This is a genomic window from Vibrio sp. 2130-1, assembly GCF_033339515.1.
This window is the reverse complement of sequence record NZ_JAWOUT010000009.1, coordinates 97,851-120,967: the sequence shown is the minus strand read 5'-3', so window position 1 is coordinate 120,967 and position 23,117 is coordinate 97,851. Positions and strand designations below refer to the sequence as shown.

Below are 23,117 nucleotides of genomic sequence, written 5' to 3'. Positions count from 1 at the left end.
TCGCGTTAAGCGACACCCATTACTCGTTTGTACTTTTCGACCGATTGCTGGAAAAACGCCTTTTCATCAGCATCGTTAATCTTGGACAACTGTTCTTCTATTGCTTCAGGACCAGATTTGGCCTCTCTGAGCTTCCAAACCAAAAACGACGCCTGCTTATCCAGTTCGATTTTGTTTTTTTCGTCAGGCGGCAATAGGGATAGATTAAACGACATTCACAGCCTCAAGGTACTTTAAATACTAGCCGGGCACTATATCACACAGAGTTACAATTACAGAATAGAAACGCACTTAACTTGATCGATTTCAAGTTAACTATTTAGGCACAGCGCTGATTTTCAGTGCTTTTGGTAAATGCTGTTCGAATATTTGTTGTAATCGAGTCTTGGTAACGGGTTTAGCCACGAACTCGTTCATCCCGACATCGAAGCAATGTTGCTGATCCTCTTTAATGACATTGGCACTTAGCGCAATAATTGGAACGTGTTTCCCCCACTCTCCCATTTTTCGAATTCGCTCCGTAGCAATAAACCCATCCATCACAGGCATTTGGCAGTCCATAAAAATCAAATCGAAAGGCTGCTGATCACACAGCTGCAATGCTTCTTCGCCATGGTTGGCGACACTCACTCGCACACCCAGTTTTTCTAACATGATGCGAACTACCTTCTGATTGACGATGGTATCTTCAACAACCAATACCCAAGGTTTATCATTATCTTGAGGGCTGATTTCGTTGTCTTCCGCTTTCCGGAAATCTAATACATTAAGTTGGTCGGTATAGGTCGATTGTGCATTTATTACAGCAACAGGAATCGAAAATTCAAAACAGCTTCCCAGCCCAAGCTCACTTGTTAGTTGTATTTCCCCTCCCATCAAGTTAACCAACTGTGCAGCTATCGCCAAACCAAGCCCTGTCCCACCATACTTTCTGGTGGTACTACCATCAGCTTGTTGGAAGCGTTCGAAGATTGCTTGTTGGTGCTCTTTCGCAATACCAATACCAGAATCCACAACTCGAAACCGGATATGAGCTGTCTCTCCATCAAGTCGAGATAACGCTACAAGAAGCTTCACATGGCCGCGCTCGGTAAATTTAATCGCGTTGCTCAACAAATTGTTCAGAACTTGTTTCAATCGTGTGGCATCACCTTGCACTTCCGTTGGCAAGTGAGGATCAATATCGCTGAGCAGCTGTAAGTTTTTCTGCTTGGCTTTGACACTATGTAAACTGATGACATCGTCAAGTAGCTCGCGAAGATCATAGCTCGTGTATTCTAGCTCTACTTTGCCAGCTTCAACTTTAGAGAAGTCCAAAATGTCGTCGATGATCGTCATTAGTGAGTGAGAAGAACTGTCAATGATCTCTACAAACTCTTTTTGCTGGGGATCGAGGTCGGTGTCATTGAGCAACGACGACACACCAATAATGCCATTCATCGGTGTGCGGATCTCATGACTCATAGTGGCAAGAAACTCACTTTTCTTACGATTAGCGACTTCTGCCCTATCGCGTTCAGCCTCTAACTCAGTCTGGTGCTCTTTCACTTTCTCAACACTTCGGTTGTATTTCTCTGCCAAAACACTCACTTCATCAAAGCACCATCGTTTAGGGAGAGTCACTTTACTCGGCACTGTACCGCCACGAAAATCGCTCACCGCACCAGACAGCAATTGTAACGGATTGACCAACAAGCGAAACGCCACCCAAAGAACACCAATGATGAGGACAAGAATTTTGATCGCTTCTGTCGTAAGTAGAAAAAAGAACTGCTGCCAAAGATCTTCATATATCGCGCTAAGATCCGATTGAACCGTTAATATCGCGAGATCATACGTTTTATCGCCGACCCGATACTGCATCGGCCAGCTTCTCTCGACAACATCCTCAGAAAGCGCCGAACCTAATTCAATGATAACTTCGTCTTCACTAGCAATACGTAAGTAGTCCACCGAGGGCATACGCATTGCACCTTGAGCTTGTGTCAGCAACAGCTCCCTATCCTCTACCCATAAACTCGCAGAAAAGCTCGATAAATAGCTAGACTCAACCTGCTTTAATTCAACATCTAAATGGGCTAAATCTTCGTGAAAAACTCGATATAAGCTCACTGTAGAAATGATGACCGTAAAGATTAAACTCAACGTTAATACCGCCAACATAAGTTGGTTGCCGATACTAAAACGACGTTGAGATCGCTCTTTTTCATCCATATGAAACCGCTCCGATAAACTTGCGCTACTCTAAATATAGCTACGCACAAATAATAATCGAGGATACGATGAAAAGACTTCTACTTAGATTGGCTTTTAGCTTAATTGTTGTAAGTTCTCATGTGACCGCAAATCAAGTGAACTATTACGTCATTGCTGAACAAGCTCGACCATTTCAAATTGAACAACAGGGACAAATGCACTCCGGAATTGTGACCGATATCGTCAGCGCTATCTTCGCGGAGTCGGATTACCAAGTGAATTATCATACTTATCCATTTAAACGTATGATTTCCATATTGGAAGAAGGCGCTGAGCCAAACTGGTTAACTTATGGCAGCCCGAACTGGGGCAAGGTGCAATCGGAAAATTTATCTAAGGAGCCCATTTACACTGTAAAACATGTACTGGTGTCGAGTAGCGAGAAGCCTTTAGAATTCAAAAATATGGATACCATGCATGGTCGTTCTATTGTGTTACTGCTGGGGTTTGATTATCCAAATTTAACACCGTTCTTTGAAAATGGCAGTGTCAATGAAATGCGAGTAAAAGACTACAACGCCGCATACCGAGTGATAAGCCGAACCCCTGGAGACACGGCTTTTGTCGAGATGGAATCCCGAGTCCTATACAACTTAAAGCGACTCAATTTGCCGTTAGAGAATTTTCAGATACAGCCTTTCAGCTCGGTTATTCCTGACTACTCAATCTACCTGGCTTTTTCTCCTCAAATGCAACCAGAAACTCAAAATTACATCAATACACGACTCGTTGAATTAAAAGCCTCAGGAGAAATTGATGAAATCATTCAAAAGTATCAATGAATCACCTCATTAACAAAAACGCCAACGATGATACGTTGGCGTTTTTGTTTCTGGGAAATCTGTAGCACTTACTTAGTGTGGTTAACAAACTTAGGATCAAACATGTGCCCCAATTTACTCGCCTTGGTTTGCAGGTAATGTTGATTACTTGGGTTATTCCCTTCTTGTAATGGCACTCGTTCAATGACGTTAATATCAACCGCTTTTAAGGCGGCGAGCTTGCGTGGGTTATTCGTCATTAGACGCACAGCGTCAATCCCCAAATGCTCTAGCATTCCTTTACAGAACGCGTAATCACGCATATCAGCGGCAAAACCTAAACGCTCATTTGCTTCCACGGTATCTGCGCCATCATCTTGTAAGTGATAGGCACGAATTTTATTAATCAAGCCGATTCCACGCCCTTCTTGACGTAAATAAAGCAGCACGCCACATCCCTCTTTGACGATGTTTTGTAGCGCTCTATTAAGCTGAAAACCACAGTCACAACGCGTGCTAAATAGAGCATCTCCGGTAAGACACTCCGAATGCAACCGAATAAGTGGTGCTGCACTTTTTGTTGGCTCGCCATAGACCAGAGCAAGATGCTCTTTATTTGTCGCGGCTTCAATAAAGCCGTACATCATAAATGTGCCCCACTGGGTGGGCAATTTGGCTTTATCGATAAACTTCACGAGATTGTAAGGCTCAACATGTCTCAGCTCTGCTCGAACATTCATCAGAATCTCTCCTAGATGATTTTCTCCTTTACCATCTCCCCCGTCTCCCCAAAAGGCATCTTTATGAGAATGCTCTGTTAGGCAAGCGTTACCCGTTCTCATTAATTGCTGCGCTAATGGTGGATTTTGTAGAAACTTTTCCCTAACGATGAAAGCCATAACAGCCAACTTTATATCGTCCCAATCGCTTCTGACAAAGTGTTCGTATTTACGGCTTAAAGCAAACGCTTCATCAGGGGTGCTTGCGTGCTGAATTTTACTTTGCAACTGAGCATCGAGAAACTTTTGGGCTTGGTAATAATGTTCGCTGGTGGGCCAAGTTTGGGAGGAGATATTGACTGGGGCATGGCAAAAATTTGAGAGAAAACCGTGGGGCTCATCGGGCTCATAAAAAAGGATTTGATCAACCATACTTGCGCTCCTTGCTTTGTGGTTGCGATAATCAACAAAAAGCATATCGCTACTGATATATCTAGTAACACAAGGTCAGATTGTCAAACTTCTTCGGGACGGGACGTGAGTGTGAAACTCGTGCTTTTGAGGCGCAAGACAGATAAATGGAGAGTTTGAATAAGAGAGTAATAGAGTGAAAAAATAAAAAGGGCAGTCCGTCGACTACCCTATGGGTTGCTAAACCAACCTGAGGCGATCAGTGTATCAAGCCAAGCTCCCTTGCTTCTTCAATGGTCAACCCACTTTCACGGATCTCACGTAACGCTTCAATGCGTCTTCTGGCTTCTGCTGATTTCACTGTTTTCTCTGGCTTCACAACGGTTTCCTCATCAGGTAATTCCCATTTGTGAGCGATGTTGGTCATCTCGTCATGGTCGATAGAATTAATGGACATATTTCCTCCGAACACACCATGTTTTCGATGCGTAATCTATAGCAAAACCGGAACAAGGTGGTAAGAAAAACTGTAGGGAAATGTGACCCCTCCCGCCCTTTCGTTAACTCCTTAATAGATTCATCATTTAAGTTTTGCCAAGGGACAAATTTACGATTAAATTTGAGTAATTCCCCCTACGAAAAGTGTGCTGATCTAGCTCTCAATTCTGCTCTTCTTTAGTTTTATCAACGACGCATTACACCACTTCCTGTTTCACCTAACTTTCGAGTCACTTCACTGATTCATAGTTTGATACTTTCTAAAAACCGCCACACCTGATAATGATAATAATTATCTTTTAGATTGGTAAGGTGTTTATATGGATGGTATTAACTTAAGTCATGCATACCACAATGACCCGGTCATCCAGATCCGAGATTTGTGCGTCGATTACATCACTGATAATGGTGATTTTAATGCGGTAAAGTCCGTCAGCTTTGATATCGGCAAAGGCGAAGTATTTGGTCTTGCCGGTGAATCTGGATGTGGTAAAAGCACAATTGCATTCTCAATAAATCGTCTTCATAAGCCGCCAGCGTTCATTTCTGGCGGTAAAATATGGTTTGATGGCAAAGATATCCTTAGTATCTCAGACTCTGAACTGACCGCTCTAAGGTGGAGTGAAATCGCCATGGTGTTCCAGAGCGCGATGAACTCACTCAACCCTGTCTTAACGATACAAGAGCAATTTGCAGATGTGTTACGACACCATCAAGGCCTCACTAACGCTCAAGCAAAAGATAGAGCAGAAAAGTTGTTGGACTTGGTCAATATTCCTCGAGAACGCTTAGCAGAATATCCTCACCAATTTTCAGGAGGAATGCGTCAGCGGTTGGTGATAGCCATTGCTTTGTCTCTAAATCCAAAACTGATCATTATGGATGAACCCACAACAGCATTAGATGTAGTGGTACAGCGAGAAATTTTACAGCAAATTTATCAGCTTAGAGATGAGTTCGGTTTTTCAGTCCTCTTTATCACTCATGACCTGGCACTCATGAGCCAACTATGTGATCGAATTGCAATCATGCGTCACGGAGAAATCGTCGAAGTCAATCGAGCATACGATATACGCAATCATCCTCAACACCCTTACACGCAAAAGCTATGGGCTTCTTTCCCAAACATCCATGACGTCCACAAACAACCAGAGTTACAAGGAGCGTAACCATGAGTCAACCTATCATCCAAATGAAAAATGTGATTAAAGAATTCAAAGTGGGCGGTGGTTTAGCGAAAGAGGAAACCTTTCGTGCGCTTCAAGGAGTGACTTTTGATCTGTACGCAGGAAAAACCTTGGCTTTGGTTGGAGAGTCAGGCTGCGGTAAGAGTACTTGCGCTCGCTTAATAACCAAAGTCTATCCTGCAACGGAAGGCGAGATCCTTTTCAATGGCACTGACATAAATGAGATCACGTCACGATCGGCTCTACAAGAATATCGCAGTAAAGTACAAATGGTGTTTCAAGATCCGTTTGGCTCTCTCAATCCAACTCATACCATTCGCCATCACCTAACACGTCCTTTAAAAATTCATAAACAAGTCAAAAACGAGCGCGACATCCCAGCCCGCTTGGAAGAGCTCCTAAAGCTGGTGGAACTACCTGAAGAGACATTGAATAAGTTCCCTCACGAACTCAGTGGTGGGCAACGTCAGCGAGTAAACTTAGCAAGGGCTTTAGCGGTAGGTTCGCAAATCATTCTTGCGGATGAGCCTACGTCTATGCTGGATGTTTCTATTCGCTTGGGAGTGTTGAATTTAATGCAACGAATGAAGCAAGAACTGGGAATTGGTTTTTTATACATCACTCATGATCTGGCGACTGCGCACTACATCGCGGAAGAAACCGCAGTAATGTACAAAGGGCAAATCGTTGAATGGGGCGACACTCATTCAATACTTAAGAACCCGCAGCATCCTTATACTAAGCTGTTGATTTCTGCCGTTCCTGATCCTGACTTACCTTTTGGTAACTTAGTGAAAAATGAACCAAACTATTCGATAGATGCCGATGAAATTCGTCAACGTAGCAGCATAATTGTCGACGAATTTGATCAAATAGGACCAAATCACTATGTAAAACAATGGACTGAGGCAGCGTAATGGATTTGAGTACTTGGCAAGATCAAATCGCCATGTGGTACGAACAGCGGAAACATGATCAAGTAGAAAAATTGGAAACGATCTTATATCAGGTGCCTGATGACGTGTTTGGACCCGAATTGAGTGATCTTCAAAGTAAAGCGATTGCTTGCTGGTTGGATGGATGTTTACGCGTGTTTCAACATGCAAGGTACCAAGACCCTCAGAAAGCATATCAAACTTTGCTTTATACGAGTGCAAAGCTTGAACAAGCAGCATGCCAAGTCTCGACTGATATTCTGATCAAAGATTGGTGTTTGAGACGACTTCAGCATCTCACCGTTGTGGCGTTAGAGTTTTGTAATCAGCAGTGTGATCAAAACAAGTGGCAGGAACAAGCCCATAGCTTAATCGAATCACATGTTGCGTTGATGCGTTCATTACATTGGAATGAACCTAAGAAGCATGATCAAGGTTTGCCTCATTAGTCCGGAAAAATGATCAAGGCTTAATTAGCGGAATTTTAGGTAAAAAAAAGCGAGTTTCCTGAGGAGAAACTCGCGAAGTCTATTCAGAATGAATGTAACAATATGAGCCAATCTATTAATCATCAGAAAGGACAAAAGGTTGTCTATTCGGGATAAATAGTAGTATTAGGCTTGGCTTCTAATGTCAGTGGTTTGTAAGAGTTAAGTCTGTTTTTTATCATCGAAAGACATTGTTACATTTCAAACCGATACATCACACCTATAGCTTGATACACATCAAGCGACACTTTTAAATCGCCATTTCATCCAAGGCACGAAATACCATTTCATCCATGTGACCATCGAAGATTTGACGACAAACTTTCCGACGCACCGCTAACCCCGCAATCAGGCGCTCGATGGTAAGATGCTTAACATCGTTCTGGGTGTTAAACAGCTCGACGGTTTTACTTAATGTCTCATAAGGAATCGGCTCATCCCCTACCCTTAGCCAATCGAGCTTCTCTATGTAATCTGAGCACTCTTCTTTGATTGAGGCATACGAGTGCCCTGTCATCGCAGACAAAGCCGTTATACTGCGTTCTAGAGCCTCTGGTGAGGTATATTTAGATAGAGTAATGGTGATCTCATCAGCATTGATCTCTACCAAATGTTTTCTTTGCTTCACGCGTCGCCCTAAATTTCCTCTTGGAGACGGTGCTTTGCGTTGAATGGGCTCAAATTCGCCGTCTATGATGCCTGAGAGCTCCTCAAGCTGTTGTCGGGTTACCATCTCATTACGAAGTGGATTTGGCAGCGTAGGCGCCATGTTACGCTTTCCTGCGTTGGTCGTTCGCGCTCGCGAATAACGTAAGACCTCTTCGACATCACATTTGATATCGATCTGGTAGTCCATCACTTTGTCATTTTCGATCATGGTTTCGATCGTCAGGTGATAACCCCACAAATTAACGACGAATAGATCATCATTCCCTTTTCCATCAGACAAACGCTTTAGTTCTCGGATCAAATCCATGGAGAAACGTCGCCATTCAATGTTACGTGCAAGTTTCTGGTTTAACTCACTCAGTAGCATGCAATCCGTGTGACGACGAACCATGCGACTACGGAAGAAAGAGTACAGTTGAAACACCAAAGTATGTTGTTTCAAGATCTCTGGCGGAAACAAGAAGAAATAATCGCGCGTTAACAGCTCTTCATAAAACGAAGGTTCCCAAACTAAAATATATAAGTTTGGCTTGATACGAATTTCACCATCGCTACCCTCCACTGGTGCCTCTTCAGAGGCTGTGATGGTTCGTGCAAGAAAACGAAAACGATCACTTTTGAAGCCCTCTGGCATGTTTTCACTTAGCCAACGTCCAGTAAGTTCATGGAGCTGAAAATCAGTGAATTCAATGCGATCAATGCTATCGCGAATGGAATCACGAGCTGGACCACTGTCTTTTTTGCCTCTGAGCGACAAAATATCAGTGATGTATAGCGGCGTTTTGTTTGGTACGTGAGCCGCATCAAGCTGATACTGATCTTTGTGATGATCATGATACTGAACCGTTAACGTGAAGAGAGCGAACAGGGTCATGAGATCATCCACAGTCATGATATTTTTGGATGATCGCGTCTCAATAACGGCTTTTGTGCCAGAGATCGACACCATGGATTTCTGATAACTTTTTCGAGTTCTTGGTGGCGCAAGTGCTTGGTCAATGATCCCAGCCCAATTTGTTGGAGATACAACAAATTGATCGGCTTCATCTTTCATCGTGGGAGGTGTGTTTAACCCGTGCTCATTCAACAAACGTTTGTTTACTTGAGTCTGAGCCAATGCTTTCGAACGTTTTTGTTTCTCGTTCTGGCGAACTTTGTCGGTAACAAGACTTGTTGCTCCCAACACAGATATAAGCTGATTGGGATTCACAAATTTATGTAGCATCGTTTTACCAGCAAGTCCCTCTTCAAAACGCACTGGAGTTTGAGTAAATAAACCAATATTTACTGCCGCGCGCAAACGTTGTTGCAGGGCTGCACGTGTGAGTTGCCCATCTGTTGCTTCCACAATCTCTGTGGTTGAAACCAAACCATCCTTGCTGCTGAAGCCTCGTAATGAGATCAGATTAAGCAACTCTAAGATGCTTTTGGTCACCCCTTTGAAATGTTGGTACTGCTCTACCCAATCCGCAGAGGATTCATGTACCTCAAAAAGATGGCCATCTTTGTGGCTTCTCGGTGCTTTAATCAGAATTTTTTCATCAGCCGTCATTTTAGATCCAGATCACACTAGCCGTAGTTGTGCTATGGTTCCGAAGAATAAAGAAAAACAGATCATAAATAAAGAAAAAAGATTGTTTTTAAATAACTGATCTTTTTGATTAATCTGATCTTAATTGATTATATGATCTAATGATCTGGCTTGAAATTTCTCGCTAAGCTTTTGTTCTATAAGACTATTATTTCCATGTGTTTCGGAACTATGATCATAAGAAGTCTGAAAGTATGATCAACAATAACTTGAAAGCATGATCATATTTATTCGTAAGCATGATCATTAAGGTTATGAAAAGATGATCAAAAGAGTCTTGAAACGATGATCATGATGTTTTTACAGGTTATCCACAGATGCAGTATTTAATAATGATCTTCACGATGATTATATTGTGCATTGGTGATGTTATTTATACTCGGACCGATGATCAAGAGCCAATATATCTATCGTTCTGCCGCCCATATTGATGAGATATCACTCATCTGATTAAAATATATTCAAGTCGCTCATATTTAGAAGTAAATCCTAGTCTCTGCTTATTTACAGGAAGCATGATCATGAGAGCGTGATTTATCATAGCAACTTGAGCAATTTCATTGTTCCGGCTTCTATACCGTCAATTTCTGCTCAATCCCCCATTCTGTCTGCACTCAACCGTAAATCAGAGAAGAAAACTCATGCTTCCGACAGATTCTAAGGCTTGATCATATTTCCGATTAATGGATCTTATTTTATTTGCGTGTTTACACCGTATTCTGCTCTATTTTTCCATGATCATGCTTTCGGATTTGTTTATTAACACGGAAGCATGATCATAAGTATACCTTGATCATACTTCCATAGATGTTTCGCTGGAACTGCCCTATTTTGTTCGGAGACATGATCAAGGTGTTCAGGTCTTTATTGTTCCGATATTACTTACTATTTTTCGTTTAAATTAGGTTGGTCTAACATAATCCGTAATTTAGCTTAAGATTATAATCGTTCCGGTAGAAAATTGATTTACATTGTAAATGAGTGACGTTGTAACACTTTTTATTTTTAAGTTTAGGTGTCCACTTATGAGAAGATTATTTGATTAAAAATAGTTATCTTTTTGACCATAAATCATAAAAGCGTCGATTTGGGTGTTTTTTTATGTGATGGTTATTCAAAATGTTCGTGCACCTTTTTGTTGTTTTTGGTCTTTACTGCTGTACAATTGCAATTATAAATCCTTCCAACGGAATTTGGCATGAAAAGAGAAAAAACGATTGAAAACCTTCTTGAGTTAGCGGAGCTGACTCAGCAGGTTCAAGCTGACCGTATTGAAATTGTTTTAGAAGAGCGAAGCGATAACTACTTCCCACCAATGTCGAAAGCGATGATGGAAACCCGTTCTGGTCTAACTCGCCGTAAGCTCGACGACGCGATTGGTAAAATGGAAGCCGCTGGGCATCAATTTACTAAAAACAACGCGAATCATTATTCAATTACGTTAGAAGAAGCACACATGCTCATGGATGCGGCTGAAGTGCCTAAATTTCATGAGCGTAAAAAGAATTCAGGTAACAAACCTTGGATTATTAATGTGCAGAACCAAAAGGGCGGTACAGGTAAATCAATGACCGCGGTTCATTTAGCGGCATGTTTAGCGCTAAATTTGGATAAACGATACCGTATTTGTTTAATCGACTTAGACCCACAAGGCTCGCTACGTTTATTCCTTAACCCGCAAATCAGCATGGCAGAGCATGATAATATCTATTCTGCGGTAGACATTATGTTGGGTAACGTGCCTGATGGTGTGGAAATTGACAGTGAATTTTTACGTAAAAACGTATTGCTGCCAACGCAATATCCGAACTTAAAGTCGATTTCAGCGTTTCCAGAAGACGCGATGTTTAATGCGGAAGCATGGCAAACGCTATCTGAAGACCCATCACTCGATATCGTCCGTCTGCTGAAAGAGCAACTGATTGATAAAATTGCTGATGACTTCGATATCATTATGATTGATACCGGTCCACACGTTGACCCATTAGTATGGAATGCTATGTATGCATCAAATGCCTTGCTAATTCCTTGTGCGGCTAAGCGTCTGGACTGGGCTTCAACAGTAAACTTCTTCCAGCATTTGCCTACGGTATATGAAATGTTCCCGGAGGACTGGAATGGTCTTGAGTTTGTTCGCTTGATGCCAACCATGTTTGAGGACGACAATAAGAAGCAAGTTTCTGTTTTAACTGAAATGAACTATCTTCTAGGTGACCAAGTTATGATGGCTACTATTCCTCGTAGCCGTGCGTTTGAAACCTGTGCCGATACCTACAGCACAGTATTTGATCTGACAGTAAGCGATTTTGAAGGCGGTAAGAAGACACTAGCTACCGCGCAAGACGCTGTTCATAAGAGCGCACTGGAATTAGAGCGTGTGCTGCACTCTAATTGGCCGTCATTGAATCAGGGGTAATAAGTAAATGGCTTTGAAAACGTCTGAATTAAACGCGAAATTATTTGGCAAAACGAATAAGCGTCGTGTTGTGACTCCGCAAGAGGCGCAAACTGCGGCAAAAGAGAAAGCTCAAACGATTGAACTAGCAGTTGCAGGTGAAAATATTGTTCAGTTTGAACTTGTGCGTATTCCTGCAAATAAAGTTGCGACAGAAACAACAGTATTTGTTGATAACGCTCGTGAGCAATCGTTCTTAAACGAACATGCTTTATCTGATGTTTTAGTCACACTCAAAGAGCGTGGCCAACAATATCCAGCAGTGGGTCGTAGAACTGAAGATGGCAAGATTGAAGTTTTAGATGGTAGCCGTCGTCGCATGTCTTGTATCCTCGCTGAACAAGACTTTTTGGTTTATGTTGCTGACAACATTAATACTGACCATGCTAAGTTTTTGTCTGATGTGGCAAATGCTCACAAGCCGCTCTCTTTATATGAAAAAGGGAAAGAGATGCAGGCTAAGCTTGATAGTGGTGAAGCTGAAGATCAGAAAGCATTGGCAAAAATGTTCCAGTGCAGTGAAGCGTTGGTAAGTGGCGCTTTAAAAGCCGCAGCATTACCGTTAGAACTGCTTCAAGCGTATCCGAATGTTGGCGATCTCGGTCGTCCAACTATCGTGAAACTGCACAAACAGTTTTCAACGCTGACGCCAGAGCAGCAGCAAGAGCTGTTAGATAAATGTCGCTCTAGCGAAGGGTTTTTATGGCAGCGAAGCACAGCTCAAGGCGTTGCTCGTCTGACAAAAGAAGTCACGGAAAGCATCGAAAATTGGATTACTGAACTTGCACCAGCAAAACCTGGCAAGAAGACGGAAAAAGTCGACTTAGTTAAAGGTCGAGCAAGCTATAGCCGAAAAGGTAGCAGCCTGGCGTTGAACTTGAAGAAAGTTGACGACAGCTTAATGGAAGAGATTCTTGCGTTTGTACAAACCAAACTGCAATAACAAATGATGATTGAATCAACCGCCTCCGGGCGGTTTTTTTATATCTGAGAAGCGTCAAATTAAAGATGTGATACCATTACGTCAGTTCAACGTTGGATAGACAAAATGCAGACACAATCTGATTTCCTTTCATCACTTCAACATCAAGCTCACCAATCTTTCCAAAGGATTGGTGTTGTCATTCAAGGCGAGGCTTCTTGGCAAAATGCGTTGATGTCAGAGTTCCATAAAACGCAGCGCCATCAACGTTGGTTTTCTGTTGGTGATTTTGGTTTGAAAAACGTATCCAGCGTTTCGTCTAAACAAGGGCACATGTTGCTAGGCAGAGAGTGTGACGTTCTATTGTTTGATACTCGAAATGGCTTTGATGCAAATAGTTTTACCGCCGCGCTTGGCTCATTGGTTGGCGGCGGTTTTCTTATTGTCATTACTGAGCTGCGACAAAATGCGAATTTTGCTCAGCAATGGATGCACAAACAATGGGAGAAGCTCGTTGTTATTGAGCAAGACAAACCATTGCCAACGGCTCCAGACATCAAGCAAGCAGAAAAAGAAAGCCACTACACGGAACAAGAACATGCCATTTCTCTAATTGAAAAGGTGGTAACTGGACATCGAAAGCGACCGTTAGTTTTGACCGCTGATCGTGGGCGCGGAAAAACAAGTGCCCTCGGCATTGCGTGTGCGAGCTTATTACAGCAGAAGCCACTTAGAATCTTAATTACGGCACCATCTATAAAAGCCGTTGAGCCTGTTTACCTGCATGCTTTGCGGCTACTTCCTAATGCGCAGCGTATTAGGAAGGACAGATTAGAATCAGGGCAGGGATCCATTCAATTCATTGCTCCAGATGAACTATTATTGAGTCGACCTGAATGTGATTTGTTACTTGTCGATGAAGCGGCTGCAATTCCAGTTCCTATGCTCAAAAGCATTACCGAACATTATCATCGACTCGTTTTTTCTACGACTATTCACGGTTATGAAGGTTGTGGCCGGGGCTTTACGATTAAATTTGTTGATTGGCTTCAGAAACAGCGTTCGGGAATGAAAACATGGCACATGACACAGCCCATCCGCTGGAGCATGAATGATGCGCTTGAATCATGGCTCTATGACGCGTTTTTGTTGGATGCGGAGTTAACGCACCATCAACTTAAACAGGTCGACTCAATTTCCCTTTCTAAAGCCGATAAGAACTATTTGATATCGCAGCCTAGTTTGCTGCGTGAGTGCTTCGCTCTTTTGGTGAATGCTCATTATCAGACCTCGCCGAATGATTTGATTCACCTTTTGCAAGACGACAACATTCAGCTCTATTTTGCTAAGCAAGATAATGCGGTTGTGGGGGTGATATTAGCGGTCGAAGAGGGGGGCCTTGACGATGAATTGATTGAAGAAATCCAGCTTGGTAAGCGTCGTCCTAAAGGACACTTAGCCCCCATTACGATTGCAAACCACCTAGGATTTCCGAATGTCGCGAATCTATCGACGCTACGAGTCATGAGAATTGCGGTTCATCCAGCATTGCAAGGAAAAGGTATTGGTCAAAAAATTCTGCAGCAACTTGAGCAAATGGCTGCTAAACACATTGCCTACTTATCCACGAGTTTTGGTGCGACGGAAGAGTTGCTCTATTTCTGGCGACAATCGAACTTCCGTACAATTCGCTTAGGGTCAATGCGCGATGCTGCTAGCGGTTGTTATTCAGTCTTGATGGTCAAACCTTGTGATTCCCAACAGACGGTTTGGGTCGACCAATCTCAGGCGCTATTTGAAGAAATGTTGTCTAACAATGTGGCTGACGTCTATCCAAAATTAGAAGCCCCTATTTTTCGAGCTCTATTGCCGCAACCTTTGGGAATGAGTCCACTTCATCCCGCTAAGTTATTACTAATTGAATGTTATGCTGATGGTGGTAACAGTTATGAGTCTGTGTCTGTGTGGCTTCAGCAGTGGTTACTTAACTTAGGTTTGAACTCCGCTTCCGACTTGATGATCAGTAAGCTTTTTCTTAACCGTAGTTGGACTGAATGTGCTCAGCAATTTGGTTTACCTGGAAGAAGGCAAGTTGAGCAGCAGTTAAGGGGCGAAGTAAGGCACATTTGGAGCGATTTACACTGTAAACAATAAAGGGAAATTTACACTGTAAATGAAATTACTGGGAGCTGATTTTACACTGTAAATCCAGCTCCTTTTTGTTTCAGCGTGTATTTTGATTGAGCTTTAGGCTAAATCGAGTTTTCTCTTAATATCCTGTTTAACCGTTATTGATGGATTACTTTCTTTAGTGACGTGAGCCCTATAATAAGAAATGCGAGGTTTGTTCAGAAAACGGATTTGGTTAGACTGAGAGTGTTGATGGGAAGCAAAGTGGTAAGGGTATGTGGAAGCTGTGTCTTGAGTTATCTGAAGATAAGACCAAGGTGATAGCCCGTCTTCCGGGTGAAGTGGATCTCGGTGGTGAGCTAAATCAAAATGAATTAAACGAGCAGCTCGTCGTAATGAACGCCGAAAAGATGTTTGTTGTAGAGGGGGAAGTCGTGAGATTCATTAACTGCGCCAAAGAACGTAAAGCTGAAGCTTACGAAGGCATCGTCATTGCAGAAAAACGCAACGCACAAGTTGAGGTCGAATTGTCGAATAATGACATGCTCGCCAGCATGAACGTTGTCGGCGCGTACGGAGGCCGAGGTTTACGTGGCCCCGAGATTGTTCAAGCCCTTGCTCAAGCGCGAGTTTCGAAAGGCATCAACAAACTGGCTTTGAAGAAAGTGTTGGTTGTCAGCACTCAGCTCAAACCCGGCGAAACTTTTTCTCAACCTGTAGCGGTTGGTAAGCAACCTATCAAAGGCAAAGACGCTCTTTTTACTCCTCTTGTTAAAGACATCACCAAACGCATCCTCAAACCCAAAGACGGCCAATCTGCTAGCGACAAAATTGATTTACGTAACCTCGGTGAAACTATCGCGGTTGACGTAGGCGATGAGGTGATGCGCCGCACGCCTGCGACCAAAGGCACGCCTGGCTTTACTGTTCAAGGGCGAGTGATTCCTCCGCAAGCCGGAAAAGACAGCCCAATGAAGCCGGGCAAAGGCACTGAGATTAGCAAGCAAGACCCAAACCTATTGATTGCATCGGTATCCGGTACGCCTCTGATTAAAGACAAAACCATCGAAGTTGATAACGCACTCTGCCTCAATAGCGTTGGCGTGAATACAGGCCACGTGAAATTCAAAGGGAATGTGATTATCGGTGGCAACATCGAATCCGGAATGATTGTTAAAGCGACGGGCTCTATTACTGTAGGCGGCTTCATTGAATCGGCTGAAGTACAAGCGCAAGACGACATTCAAGTTGGTAAAGGGATCATTGGCCACACCGTGAGTGATGGCCGGCCAAAGAGTTGTCACGTCAAAGCCAAAGGTTCGATTCGTGCCAGCTACGCCCAATATTGTGATTTGCAAGCCGGCGAAGATATTGAGTTGGCGGTGCACAGCATGAATAACGATATTGTTTGTGGGCGCAATCTGACGGTGCTAGACGCGAACGGTAGGAACGGCACGCTCAGCGGCGGAGATGCAAAAGTCGGTGGCAAAGTGGTGTGCTTACAATTGGGCGTAGAAGGCGACACCGCCACTAAGGTAGAAGCGTTCGCACGCTATTCTGCATTTAAGGAACGATTAGCAGAGCTTAAAGAACAATACAAACGCGCTCAAGAAGGCACGATGGATGTGATTCGTAAAGAGCTCGAATTTAAGAAACGTGCTAAAGCCGAACGTACCGACGAAGAACAAGCTCAGATTGACGTGATGAAAACACAAAACAACGAGCAGCTTGAAGCGATAAAGCAAAAGCTAGAACAAACGGAACACGACTTTGAAGTCGCGTTAGAAGAAAATATTGTCGAAGCCAAAGAGCGTGTCTTCACTCGCGTGACGGTGCAGTTTGGCGACGAACAAGTAACGACAAAGCGCACTCATGGCGGTTGTTCGTTCCGTTTCAATCAATACGAAATTAAAGTCTCGGCGAACTTGGAAGAAGAGGACGTCGCTGCGGTTTAAGCTTTCTTACTCACTGAGCCACACGTCGCAACAAGATGTGTGGGCTTTCTTATCTACAAATCGACAATGTGCTCTTGATAGTAGTCCGCAAGCGCACCCACTTGGCTGCTACACATTACTTTCATTGCTTGTTTAATGTGTTCTATTGGCCAGTTCCACCATTGGATATTGAGTAGAGTTTCAATCTCTTTATCGCTGAATCGTTGACGTACGACTTGGTTGTTTCCAACCACCACAGAATAAGGTTGCACGTCTTTCGTCACTACGGCGCGTGCTCCGATGACGGCTCCATCGCCGATGTTTACTCCGGGCATGATCATCGCCTCACTGCCAATCCAAACATCATTTCCCACCACTGTGTCTCCGGCACGCTCGAAACCGTCTTGTACGCCTTCTCCAAATTCTTCAGGAGAGAAGGGGAAGGTCGAAATCCAGTCAATGCGATGACCTTGGTTTCCTGCCATCATGAAGGTGGCTCCAGAAGCGATGGAACAAAAATTGCCAATGATTAATTTGTCGATGCTATCGGGTTCTCTACTTTGCCATTCTTGAAGTGTGACGGGGTCACCCAACAAGTAGCGTACCGCTTGCTCTTCGAAGCTTTTTTGATGATAGAAGCCCGAGTAATAGCTGTAATCGCCAACGATGATATTGGTATTAGTGATGTGATCTTTAATGACTTGACCTTTTAACCACGTGTCGAAAACACTCATAACTCATCCTTTCAAATTTAGGTTGTACAGAGTTTAGAGGCTTTCTATTATTTCCAGTAGTTTGATTTTAGAGATTCAGAATTACTGTATGGAAATAAAATGGCTCAGCTACGTACCACTTTACGTCGCTTTGTGTGAGGAACGGAGTATTGCTGGTGCAGCAAAGCGACTGAATTGTTCGAATGCGCATGTAAGTCGGCAACTTAAACAGCTTGAAGACATATTGTCGGTGCAGCTTATTCAGCGAACTACGCGCCAGTTTAATTTGACCTACGATGGTTTGCGGTTTTATCAGCAGGTAAAGCAACTGCTCGAAGGCGCTGAGCAGATCAATGAGCAAGTCATGGCAAACGAGATCGTATCGGGAAAATTGAGAATAGCGGCGTCCGCTTCTTTCGGAGCTGCGTTACTCAGCCAAACATTGATCGAGTTTCGATTGCAACATCCACAAGTGAGCGTCGAAGTGATCTTCACAGAGACACCTCTCGACTTGATTGAGGCTGGGTTTGATATCGCATTCTACTTTACCGATACTCCCCCAGAGGGATACGTCGGCCATCAGCTACGCACTTTACACTGTAAACCGATCGCTCATCGCTCGTATTTAGCTGATAAACCAAATGTAAGTACGCCAGAGGATCTTGGTGACTTAGAGCACATCCTTTATAAAAGTCGTGACTTAGTGTTAGACAAGTGGACGTTTACGCATAAGCAAACTCAACAGCAGTGCAGCATTGAGTTAGAAAGTACGCTGAGTTTTAATCTTGTCCAGTCCATGTTGGATGCTACTTTGGCTGGCTGTGGTGTAGCCATGTTAGATGAATTTGCACTGGCTAAACTCGACCCTGCACAAAAAGAAAAACTCGTGAGTTTGCTGCCAGAATGGCAAACGGATGCGATTTTGCCGCTTTATCTGCTTTACCCAAAACGTGAGCACTTACCAAGAAGAACGCGAGCGTTCATTGATCACTTTAGGAACATATATTCTGTCGGCGAATAGCGACAACAAACTTAGCAACAATTGAGGAAGTAAAGGAATGCGAAAACACTGTATTGCGATTGGCGGTGGGGGCTGGATGATGGGAGAGAATCCGAGCCCGCTCGATCAATACATTTTGTCTTTGTCTGGTAAGGAGAATCCAAACATTTGTTTTATACCTACAGCCACGGGAGATGCCGATGAAGTGATTGAACGTTTTTACGATGCGAAGCTTAGTGAAAACGTGACCCATTTTCCGCTGTTTAAGTTTGAAGCTGGTTGGAAAGAAACGCTATTTGAACAAGACATCATTTACGTAGGTGGCGGTAATACGCGTTCGATGTTGGCCATTTGGCGCGAATGGGGAATCGATAGAATACTCAAGCAGTGTTATGAACAAGGCATCATCATTTGTGGCATGAGCGCAGGTGCAATTTGTTGGTTTGAGTTTGCGGTGACAGACAGTGATCCCGAAGCATACCAAGTTATGCGTTGTCTTGGATTTATTGATGGTTTGGCTGCGGCGCATTTTTCTCATGTAGGTGAGAAGTTCGAGGTTTTCCAAGCCTTTGCTCGTTCTCAACCGAGCATCACTTGTTATGGCATTCACGATTATGCGGCATTGCACTTTGTTGATGGAAAATTGTTAGCTACTGTCACCAGCCTCCCTGATGCAGGCGTGTTGGTTAAAACAGGTAACGAAGAAAACATATTGCGAGGGGAGCTTCTTCAAATCAGCATTAAAGGCAATAACTACTGACCGGACACAGAAGAAGCTCATGGATTCAGCTAACTTACATTAAGTATCGTGCTTACAGCTCGTAACGCAGACCTAAGTGGTAGTAGCTTTCGTCTGCGTGCGCACCGCCAAACGAGACTTCTTGTCCATTGCTGTAGCCACGCGAGCCGTTACGATCAACGTAGTTTGTGTAGATAGAAGAACGAGGCGTCAGTTTGTATTGCACTTCTAGCGTTGTATCTTTCAGCTCTAGCTCGTCACCATCACTGTTTTCTAAAGAACGATAACCAGCACGCAGTGCCCATTTGTCATTTACACTGTAAACCGCCGTCAATTCCATCACTTTGTCGGTGCTGGTTTGTGAGTAATAGCCCTCTAGTTCATCTTCCGAGTACAACGCACCCAACATCAAATCACCTAGGTAGTAACGCGTACCTGCGCCCCAGAATGTGTAATCGGTGTCGTTGCTTTCACGTGCATCACCTTTATTTTTCTGCATCGCCACCACTGGCGCCAATGTACCCAAATTCCCCATGTCTAGCGTATAACGCAGTGCAGCGTTGTAACCGTAGTCGAGCTCAGAAGTGTTGTTTCCTAAAATGTACGCGACAGAAAAGTCGAAATTACCTAGGCTGTTTTGATATTGCAGCGTGCCATCTTGACGGAAAACTTGCGTCGCGGTTTTGTCGACTTTATTCGCTTGGCGCGCCATAGAAACATCGGAAGAGGCGAACACATCACCAATGTCGGTTAACATAATCAATCCAGATGCCACGCGACCACCAGTAATACGACCATAATCTTTCGCATCAATACCCGCCCATACATAACGTGCAGTCAGAGATGGTTTGTCGTTTACTTGGTTTGCGTATTCAGCTGCACCCACTTGGTATTGCGCTTGGCCGATGATCGACGCGTACTCGTTGATGGTTTGTGAACCGTTTAAACCAATACGGCCATCAAACTCGCCATTTGCATCGCCGTGCTCGTCATTTTTACTGGTGACATTGAAACCAAGACGAGAGTAAATATTTAAAACTGACCCATCTTCCGCTTGATACAGCTGCGCTGCCATTGCGTTTGATGCCATCAATGTAGGGAGAAGTAGAGCCAAAATGTGCTTTTTCATGATTAACGACCTTTCATTTCTATTGTTTTAGGTACGACAAAGCCTCTTCCGAGTAACGGAATAAGAAAAATTGTCGTGAAGTAGAGAGAGGGTGCGCCCTTGTTTGCCAAGGGCGCGAGCTAGTCCATTCCTATAGGGGAAGAATGATTTAGCTTAAATCGACGTCTTTGCAGCCAAAGAAGTAAGTCGCGAGGAAGCCGACGATGTAAGAGATAAGCAGTCCGGCAACAAACACCATCATGCCCGGGAAGATGCCATTTTCAGATGTCATGAGAGGAATCGCCACGATACCGGACGGGCCAAACACCGTATTAAGACCAACTGGTAAGCCAAGGTAAGAAACTAAACCGATAAAGAAGCCGCCCGCAGCACCACCAATACAAGCGGTAACGAATGGTTTTACGCGTGGTAATGTCACGCCGTAAATCAATGGTTCGCCAATGCCTAGAAGACCCGGAATAATAGCGCCTTTAACTTGAGTGCGCAGTAGAGCGTCTTTTTTGGCTTTGAAATACAGCGCCATTGACGCGCCAACCTGACCGCCCCCAGCCATTGCCAGGATAGGGAATAGCGAGTTAAAGCCCTGTGCTTCCATCAATGCGAAGTACACTGGAACAAAACCCTGGTGGATGCCAAATACCACAGAAATTAAGAACAAACCTGCCAAGATTGCAGCGCCTAATGGGTTATCGTTTAAGTTGAGGAACAACCAAGACATCCCTTTAAATAACTCGCCGCCGATCGGCATGATGATCAAGAAGGTTACCGCACCCATGATCAATAGAGTGATAACGGACGTTAAGATCATGTCCAGATCATCAGGCATGTATTGACGAACCTTACGCTCGACTTGTGCACCGATGATCGCTGCCAAAAGTACGCCGATAATGTTGCCGCGCGGATCAATCGCAAAGCCGAAAAACTCGTTCATGCCAGAGTAAATGCCGGATGTAGCCTCTGGGTTGTAACCCAGCACAAACAAAGAGGCGAGAATGGCACCATTAACACCAGAGCCGCCAAACGCTTGCTGCGCGTTGTAACCAATCAGAATACTTAGGAAAGCAAACAGACCCTTACCAAAGACTTTCATGTAGGCGATCAAATCTAGCATAAACTGGCTTGGTGTCTGGTCGAGAACAAACATTTGTTCCAATAACGTCGCAAAACCTAACAACAGACCAGCGGCAATAAAACCAGGGATCAACGGCGTAAAGATGGTGGCAAACTTGCTTAAAAAACGCTGAACCGCACTGGTTTGTTTGCTCTTCATCTGTTTTTTCTGCTCGGCCGCGACGGCAGAAAGATCTTGTTGCGGCATATCTGCTTCTTCACTGTCACCAGAGGTTAAGCTGTCGATCAATTGATTCATCATCTCAGCCGCTTGTTGAGCTTTTCCGGGACCGAGAATGATCTGAAACTGCTCATCGCTTTCCACCACACCCATTACGCCGGGAATTTGCTTGATAACTGATTGATCAGCCAAGCCATTGTTGGCGAGCGATAAACGCAAACGCGTCATACAGTTACCACATTTGCTTACGTTGTTACTGCCACCCACTGCGGACAGCAACTGCGATACTGTGTTTGAAGTTATTTTTGCCATAGGGTCTATCCTTCAGAACTCGGATTATTTAGTTATTATTTAGTGCTGCGCGAATAAAGCCGTTGTGCGCGGCGAGGCGTGATTTGGCTTGTTTGGCATCCAAATCGGCCAAAATCATTAAGATGGCGGTTTTGCAGTGGCGACCGCAGGCATTTAATGCTCGCTCTGCTTCTTCTTTTGATGCGTCGGTTGCTTCCACAACAATGTTGGTTTGGCGTTGGATGAGCTTGGCGTTAGTGGCTTCTACATCCACCATTAAGTTGCCAAATACCTTACCGCTACGAATCATTGCGCCTGTCGTGAGCATGTTTAGCACCAGTTTTTGTGCGGTGCCGGCTTTCATGCGAGAAGATCCAGTGACAACCTCTGCGCCAACTATCGGCAGAATCGCGATGTCGGCCGCTTCTGCCATGGCACATTCTGGATTACAAGCGATAGATGCGGTCGTGGCTCCGATGGATTTAGCGTACTCCAAACCACCTAGCACATAAGGTGTACGGCCACTTGCAGCGATGCCTACAACCACGTCATTCTTGGAGAGGTGAAGTGCTTTTAAGTCGTCTTGGCCCATTTTCGCGTTGTCTTCTGCGTTTTCTACCGCTTTTAAAATCGCTTGATGTCCACCAGCAATTAAGCCAATCACCATATCTGGATGCGTGCCGTAGGTAGGAGGACACTCGCTTGCATCAAGAATGCCTAAGCGACCTGACGTACCAGCTCCCATGTAAATTAAACGGCCACCATTTGCAAAAGCTTGGGTAATTGCGTCAACTGTCTCTGCAATTTGTGGTAGCACCGCTTTTAACGCGAGCGGGACTTTTTGATCCTCTTCATTAATGACTTGCAGCATCTCGATGGTCGAAAGCGTATCGATCTCGGCACTGGCTGGGTTACGGCTTTCTGTCACCAATCTGCTTAAATCAATTTTCATGTTTTGCACTCTTCGTAATGTTCAATCTGAGGGCGATTTTATGGAA

19 protein-coding genes are annotated in these 23,117 nt (G+C 44.0%); 10 read left to right on the top strand and 9 right to left on the bottom strand.

Features of this window, described 5'->3' with window-relative positions:
* Window positions 1-5 precede the first annotated feature (5 nt).
* On the bottom strand, window positions 6-215 hold the full coding sequence (locus R7Q09_RS15125; RefSeq protein WP_005374484.1) for a DUF3283 family protein: 210 nt from the start codon (window positions 213-215) through the stop codon (window positions 6-8).
* Between the two features lie 100 nt (window positions 216-315).
* Window positions 316-2,214 (bottom strand): ATP-binding protein, encoded by a 1,899-nt coding sequence (locus tag R7Q09_RS15120; RefSeq protein ID WP_042522309.1) that lies wholly within the window; start codon window positions 2,212-2,214, stop codon window positions 316-318.
* Between the two features lie 68 nt (window positions 2,215-2,282).
* Here R7Q09_RS15120 and R7Q09_RS15115 point away from each other — a divergent pair, with 68 nt between their 5' ends.
* On the top strand, window positions 2,283-3,038 hold the full coding sequence (locus R7Q09_RS15115; protein ID WP_213903355.1) for a substrate-binding periplasmic protein: 756 nt from the start codon (window positions 2,283-2,285) through the stop codon (window positions 3,036-3,038).
* 68 nt (window positions 3,039-3,106) lie between these two features.
* Here R7Q09_RS15115 and ribA read toward each other — a convergent pair whose 3' ends face one another.
* Together ribA and R7Q09_RS15105 are read right to left on the bottom strand one after the other, a co-directional pair.
* The gene (gene ribA / locus R7Q09_RS15110; protein ID WP_017635221.1) at window positions 3,107-4,168 is read right to left on the bottom strand and encodes a GTP cyclohydrolase II; all 1,062 of its coding nucleotides are present in this window, start codon (window positions 4,166-4,168) and stop codon (window positions 3,107-3,109) included.
* A gap of 238 nt (window positions 4,169-4,406) precedes the next feature.
* Entirely contained in the window at window positions 4,407-4,604 is a 198-nt protein-coding gene (locus R7Q09_RS15105; RefSeq protein ID WP_005374493.1) for a PA3496 family putative envelope integrity protein, read from the bottom strand.
* 361 nt (window positions 4,605-4,965) lie between these two features.
* On the opposite strand from R7Q09_RS15105, the gene R7Q09_RS15100 reads away from it, so the two are divergent.
* From R7Q09_RS15100 to R7Q09_RS15090, 3 genes are read left to right on the top strand one after another with little or no spacing between them, the layout of a single operon-like run.
* Window positions 4,966-5,814, top strand: a complete 849-nt coding sequence (locus R7Q09_RS15100; RefSeq protein ID WP_005374497.1) for an ABC transporter ATP-binding protein — start codon at window positions 4,966-4,968, stop codon at window positions 5,812-5,814.
* 2 nt (window positions 5,815-5,816) lie between these two features.
* The gene (locus R7Q09_RS15095; RefSeq protein ID WP_017821873.1) at window positions 5,817-6,749 is read left to right on the top strand and encodes an ATP-binding cassette domain-containing protein; all 933 of its coding nucleotides are present in this window, start codon (window positions 5,817-5,819) and stop codon (window positions 6,747-6,749) included.
* A complete protein-coding gene (locus R7Q09_RS15090; RefSeq protein ID WP_005374501.1) occupies window positions 6,749-7,216 on the top strand; it encodes a hypothetical protein in 468 nt (155 codons plus the stop codon). Before R7Q09_RS15095 ends, R7Q09_RS15090 begins: the two co-directional genes overlap by 1 nt.
* Window positions 7,217-7,505: 289 nt before the next feature.
* Here R7Q09_RS15090 and R7Q09_RS15085 read toward each other — a convergent pair whose 3' ends face one another.
* Window positions 7,506-9,476 carry a replication initiator protein RctB domain-containing protein gene (locus R7Q09_RS15085; RefSeq protein WP_017635223.1) on the bottom strand — a complete coding sequence of 657 codons (1,971 nt, stop codon included), beginning with the start codon at window positions 9,474-9,476 and terminating at the stop codon, window positions 7,506-7,508.
* Window positions 9,477-10,713: 1,237 nt separating this feature from the next.
* Between R7Q09_RS15085 and R7Q09_RS15080 the strand changes: the two genes are divergently transcribed.
* The 4 genes from R7Q09_RS15080 to R7Q09_RS15065 all read left to right on the top strand — a co-directional run bounded on the left by R7Q09_RS15080 (window position 10,714) and on the right by R7Q09_RS15065 (window position 16,977).
* Window positions 10,714-11,931, top strand: a complete 1,218-nt coding sequence (locus R7Q09_RS15080; protein ID WP_005374503.1) for an AAA family ATPase — start codon at window positions 10,714-10,716, stop codon at window positions 11,929-11,931.
* A 7-nt stretch (window positions 11,932-11,938) separates the two neighbouring features.
* Window positions 11,939-12,913: a ParB/RepB/Spo0J family partition protein gene (locus R7Q09_RS15075; protein ID WP_005374504.1), complete on the top strand. Its 975-nt coding sequence runs from the start codon at window positions 11,939-11,941 to the stop codon at window positions 12,911-12,913.
* Window positions 12,914-13,018: 105 nt separating this feature from the next.
* The gene (locus R7Q09_RS15070) at window positions 13,019-15,046 is read left to right on the top strand and encodes a tRNA(Met) cytidine acetyltransferase TmcA (protein WP_262638568.1); all 2,028 of its coding nucleotides are present in this window, start codon (window positions 13,019-13,021) and stop codon (window positions 15,044-15,046) included.
* Window positions 15,047-15,297: 251 nt separating this feature from the next.
* Window positions 15,298-16,977, top strand: a complete 1,680-nt coding sequence (locus R7Q09_RS15065) for a FapA family protein (protein WP_318070950.1) — start codon at window positions 15,298-15,300, stop codon at window positions 16,975-16,977.
* Window positions 16,978-17,030: 53 nt separating this feature from the next.
* On the opposite strand, the gene catC is transcribed toward R7Q09_RS15065, so the two are convergent.
* Entirely contained in the window at window positions 17,031-17,690 is a 660-nt protein-coding gene (gene catC / locus R7Q09_RS15060) for a type C chloramphenicol O-acetyltransferase (RefSeq protein ID WP_318070949.1), read from the bottom strand.
* A gap of 88 nt (window positions 17,691-17,778) precedes the next feature.
* Between catC and R7Q09_RS15055 the strand changes: the two genes are divergently transcribed.
* Both R7Q09_RS15055 and R7Q09_RS15050 read left to right on the top strand, forming a co-directional pair.
* Window positions 17,779-18,690, top strand: coding sequence for a LysR family transcriptional regulator (locus R7Q09_RS15055; protein WP_053308011.1), 912 nt, complete (start codon window positions 17,779-17,781; stop codon window positions 18,688-18,690).
* Window positions 18,691-18,727: 37 nt separating this feature from the next.
* On the top strand, window positions 18,728-19,429 hold the full coding sequence (locus R7Q09_RS15050) for a peptidase E (RefSeq protein ID WP_262653137.1): 702 nt from the start codon (window positions 18,728-18,730) through the stop codon (window positions 19,427-19,429).
* 52 nt (window positions 19,430-19,481) lie between these two features.
* On the opposite strand, the gene R7Q09_RS15045 is transcribed toward R7Q09_RS15050, so the two are convergent.
* The 3 genes from R7Q09_RS15045 to murQ form a co-directional block, all read right to left on the bottom strand.
* A complete protein-coding gene (locus tag R7Q09_RS15045) occupies window positions 19,482-20,537 on the bottom strand; it encodes a porin (RefSeq protein WP_318070948.1) in 1,056 nt (351 codons plus the stop codon).
* Window positions 20,538-20,685: 148 nt separating this feature from the next.
* Window positions 20,686-22,140 carry a PTS N-acetylmuramic acid transporter subunit IIBC gene (gene murP, locus R7Q09_RS15040; RefSeq protein ID WP_062730872.1) on the bottom strand — a complete coding sequence of 485 codons (1,455 nt, stop codon included), beginning with the start codon at window positions 22,138-22,140 and terminating at the stop codon, window positions 20,686-20,688.
* 28 nt (window positions 22,141-22,168) lie between these two features.
* Window positions 22,169-23,071, bottom strand: a complete 903-nt coding sequence (murQ, locus tag R7Q09_RS15035; protein ID WP_239933060.1) for an N-acetylmuramic acid 6-phosphate etherase — start codon at window positions 23,069-23,071, stop codon at window positions 22,169-22,171.
* Between the last annotated feature and the right edge of the window lie 46 nt (window positions 23,072-23,117).

What these genes read in the sequence shown, in the direction of transcription:
- R7Q09_RS15090 (WP_005374501.1), top strand. Translation starts at nt 6,749, where the DNA reads ATGGATTTGAGTACTTGGCAAGATCAAATCGCCATGTGGTACGAACAG.
- R7Q09_RS15080 (WP_005374503.1), top strand. Translation starts at nt 10,714, where the DNA reads ATGAAAAGAGAAAAAACGATTGAAAACCTTCTTGAGTTAGCGGAGCTG.
- catC (WP_318070949.1), bottom strand. Translation starts at nt 17,690, where the DNA reads ATGAGTGTTTTCGACACGTGGTTAAAAGGTCAAGTCATTAAAGATCAC.
- murQ (WP_239933060.1), bottom strand. Translation starts at nt 23,071, where the DNA reads ATGAAAATTGATTTAAGCAGATTGGTGACAGAAAGCCGTAACCCAGCC.
- R7Q09_RS15070 (WP_262638568.1), top strand. Translation starts at nt 13,019, where the DNA reads ATGCAGACACAATCTGATTTCCTTTCATCACTTCAACATCAAGCTCAC.
- R7Q09_RS15065 (WP_318070950.1), top strand. Translation starts at nt 15,298, where the DNA reads ATGTGGAAGCTGTGTCTTGAGTTATCTGAAGATAAGACCAAGGTGATA.
- R7Q09_RS15045 (WP_318070948.1), bottom strand. Translation starts at nt 20,537, where the DNA reads ATGAAAAAGCACATTTTGGCTCTACTTCTCCCTACATTGATGGCATCA.
- R7Q09_RS15120 (WP_042522309.1), bottom strand. Translation starts at nt 2,214, where the DNA reads ATGGATGAAAAAGAGCGATCTCAACGTCGTTTTAGTATCGGCAACCAA.
- R7Q09_RS15100 (WP_005374497.1), top strand. Translation starts at nt 4,966, where the DNA reads ATGGATGGTATTAACTTAAGTCATGCATACCACAATGACCCGGTCATC.
- R7Q09_RS15050 (WP_262653137.1), top strand. Translation starts at nt 18,728, where the DNA reads ATGCGAAAACACTGTATTGCGATTGGCGGTGGGGGCTGGATGATGGGA.
- R7Q09_RS15055 (WP_053308011.1), top strand. Translation starts at nt 17,779, where the DNA reads ATGGAAATAAAATGGCTCAGCTACGTACCACTTTACGTCGCTTTGTGT.
- R7Q09_RS15125 (WP_005374484.1), bottom strand. Translation starts at nt 215, where the DNA reads ATGTCGTTTAATCTATCCCTATTGCCGCCTGACGAAAAAAACAAAATC.
- R7Q09_RS15095 (WP_017821873.1), top strand. Translation starts at nt 5,817, where the DNA reads ATGAGTCAACCTATCATCCAAATGAAAAATGTGATTAAAGAATTCAAA.
- R7Q09_RS15115 (WP_213903355.1), top strand. Translation starts at nt 2,283, where the DNA reads ATGAAAAGACTTCTACTTAGATTGGCTTTTAGCTTAATTGTTGTAAGT.
- murP (WP_062730872.1), bottom strand. Translation starts at nt 22,140, where the DNA reads ATGGCAAAAATAACTTCAAACACAGTATCGCAGTTGCTGTCCGCAGTG.
- ribA (WP_017635221.1), bottom strand. Translation starts at nt 4,168, where the DNA reads ATGGTTGATCAAATCCTTTTTTATGAGCCCGATGAGCCCCACGGTTTT.
- R7Q09_RS15105 (WP_005374493.1), bottom strand. Translation starts at nt 4,604, where the DNA reads ATGTCCATTAATTCTATCGACCATGACGAGATGACCAACATCGCTCAC.
- R7Q09_RS15085 (WP_017635223.1), bottom strand. Translation starts at nt 9,476, where the DNA reads ATGACGGCTGATGAAAAAATTCTGATTAAAGCACCGAGAAGCCACAAA.
- R7Q09_RS15075 (WP_005374504.1), top strand. Translation starts at nt 11,939, where the DNA reads ATGGCTTTGAAAACGTCTGAATTAAACGCGAAATTATTTGGCAAAACG.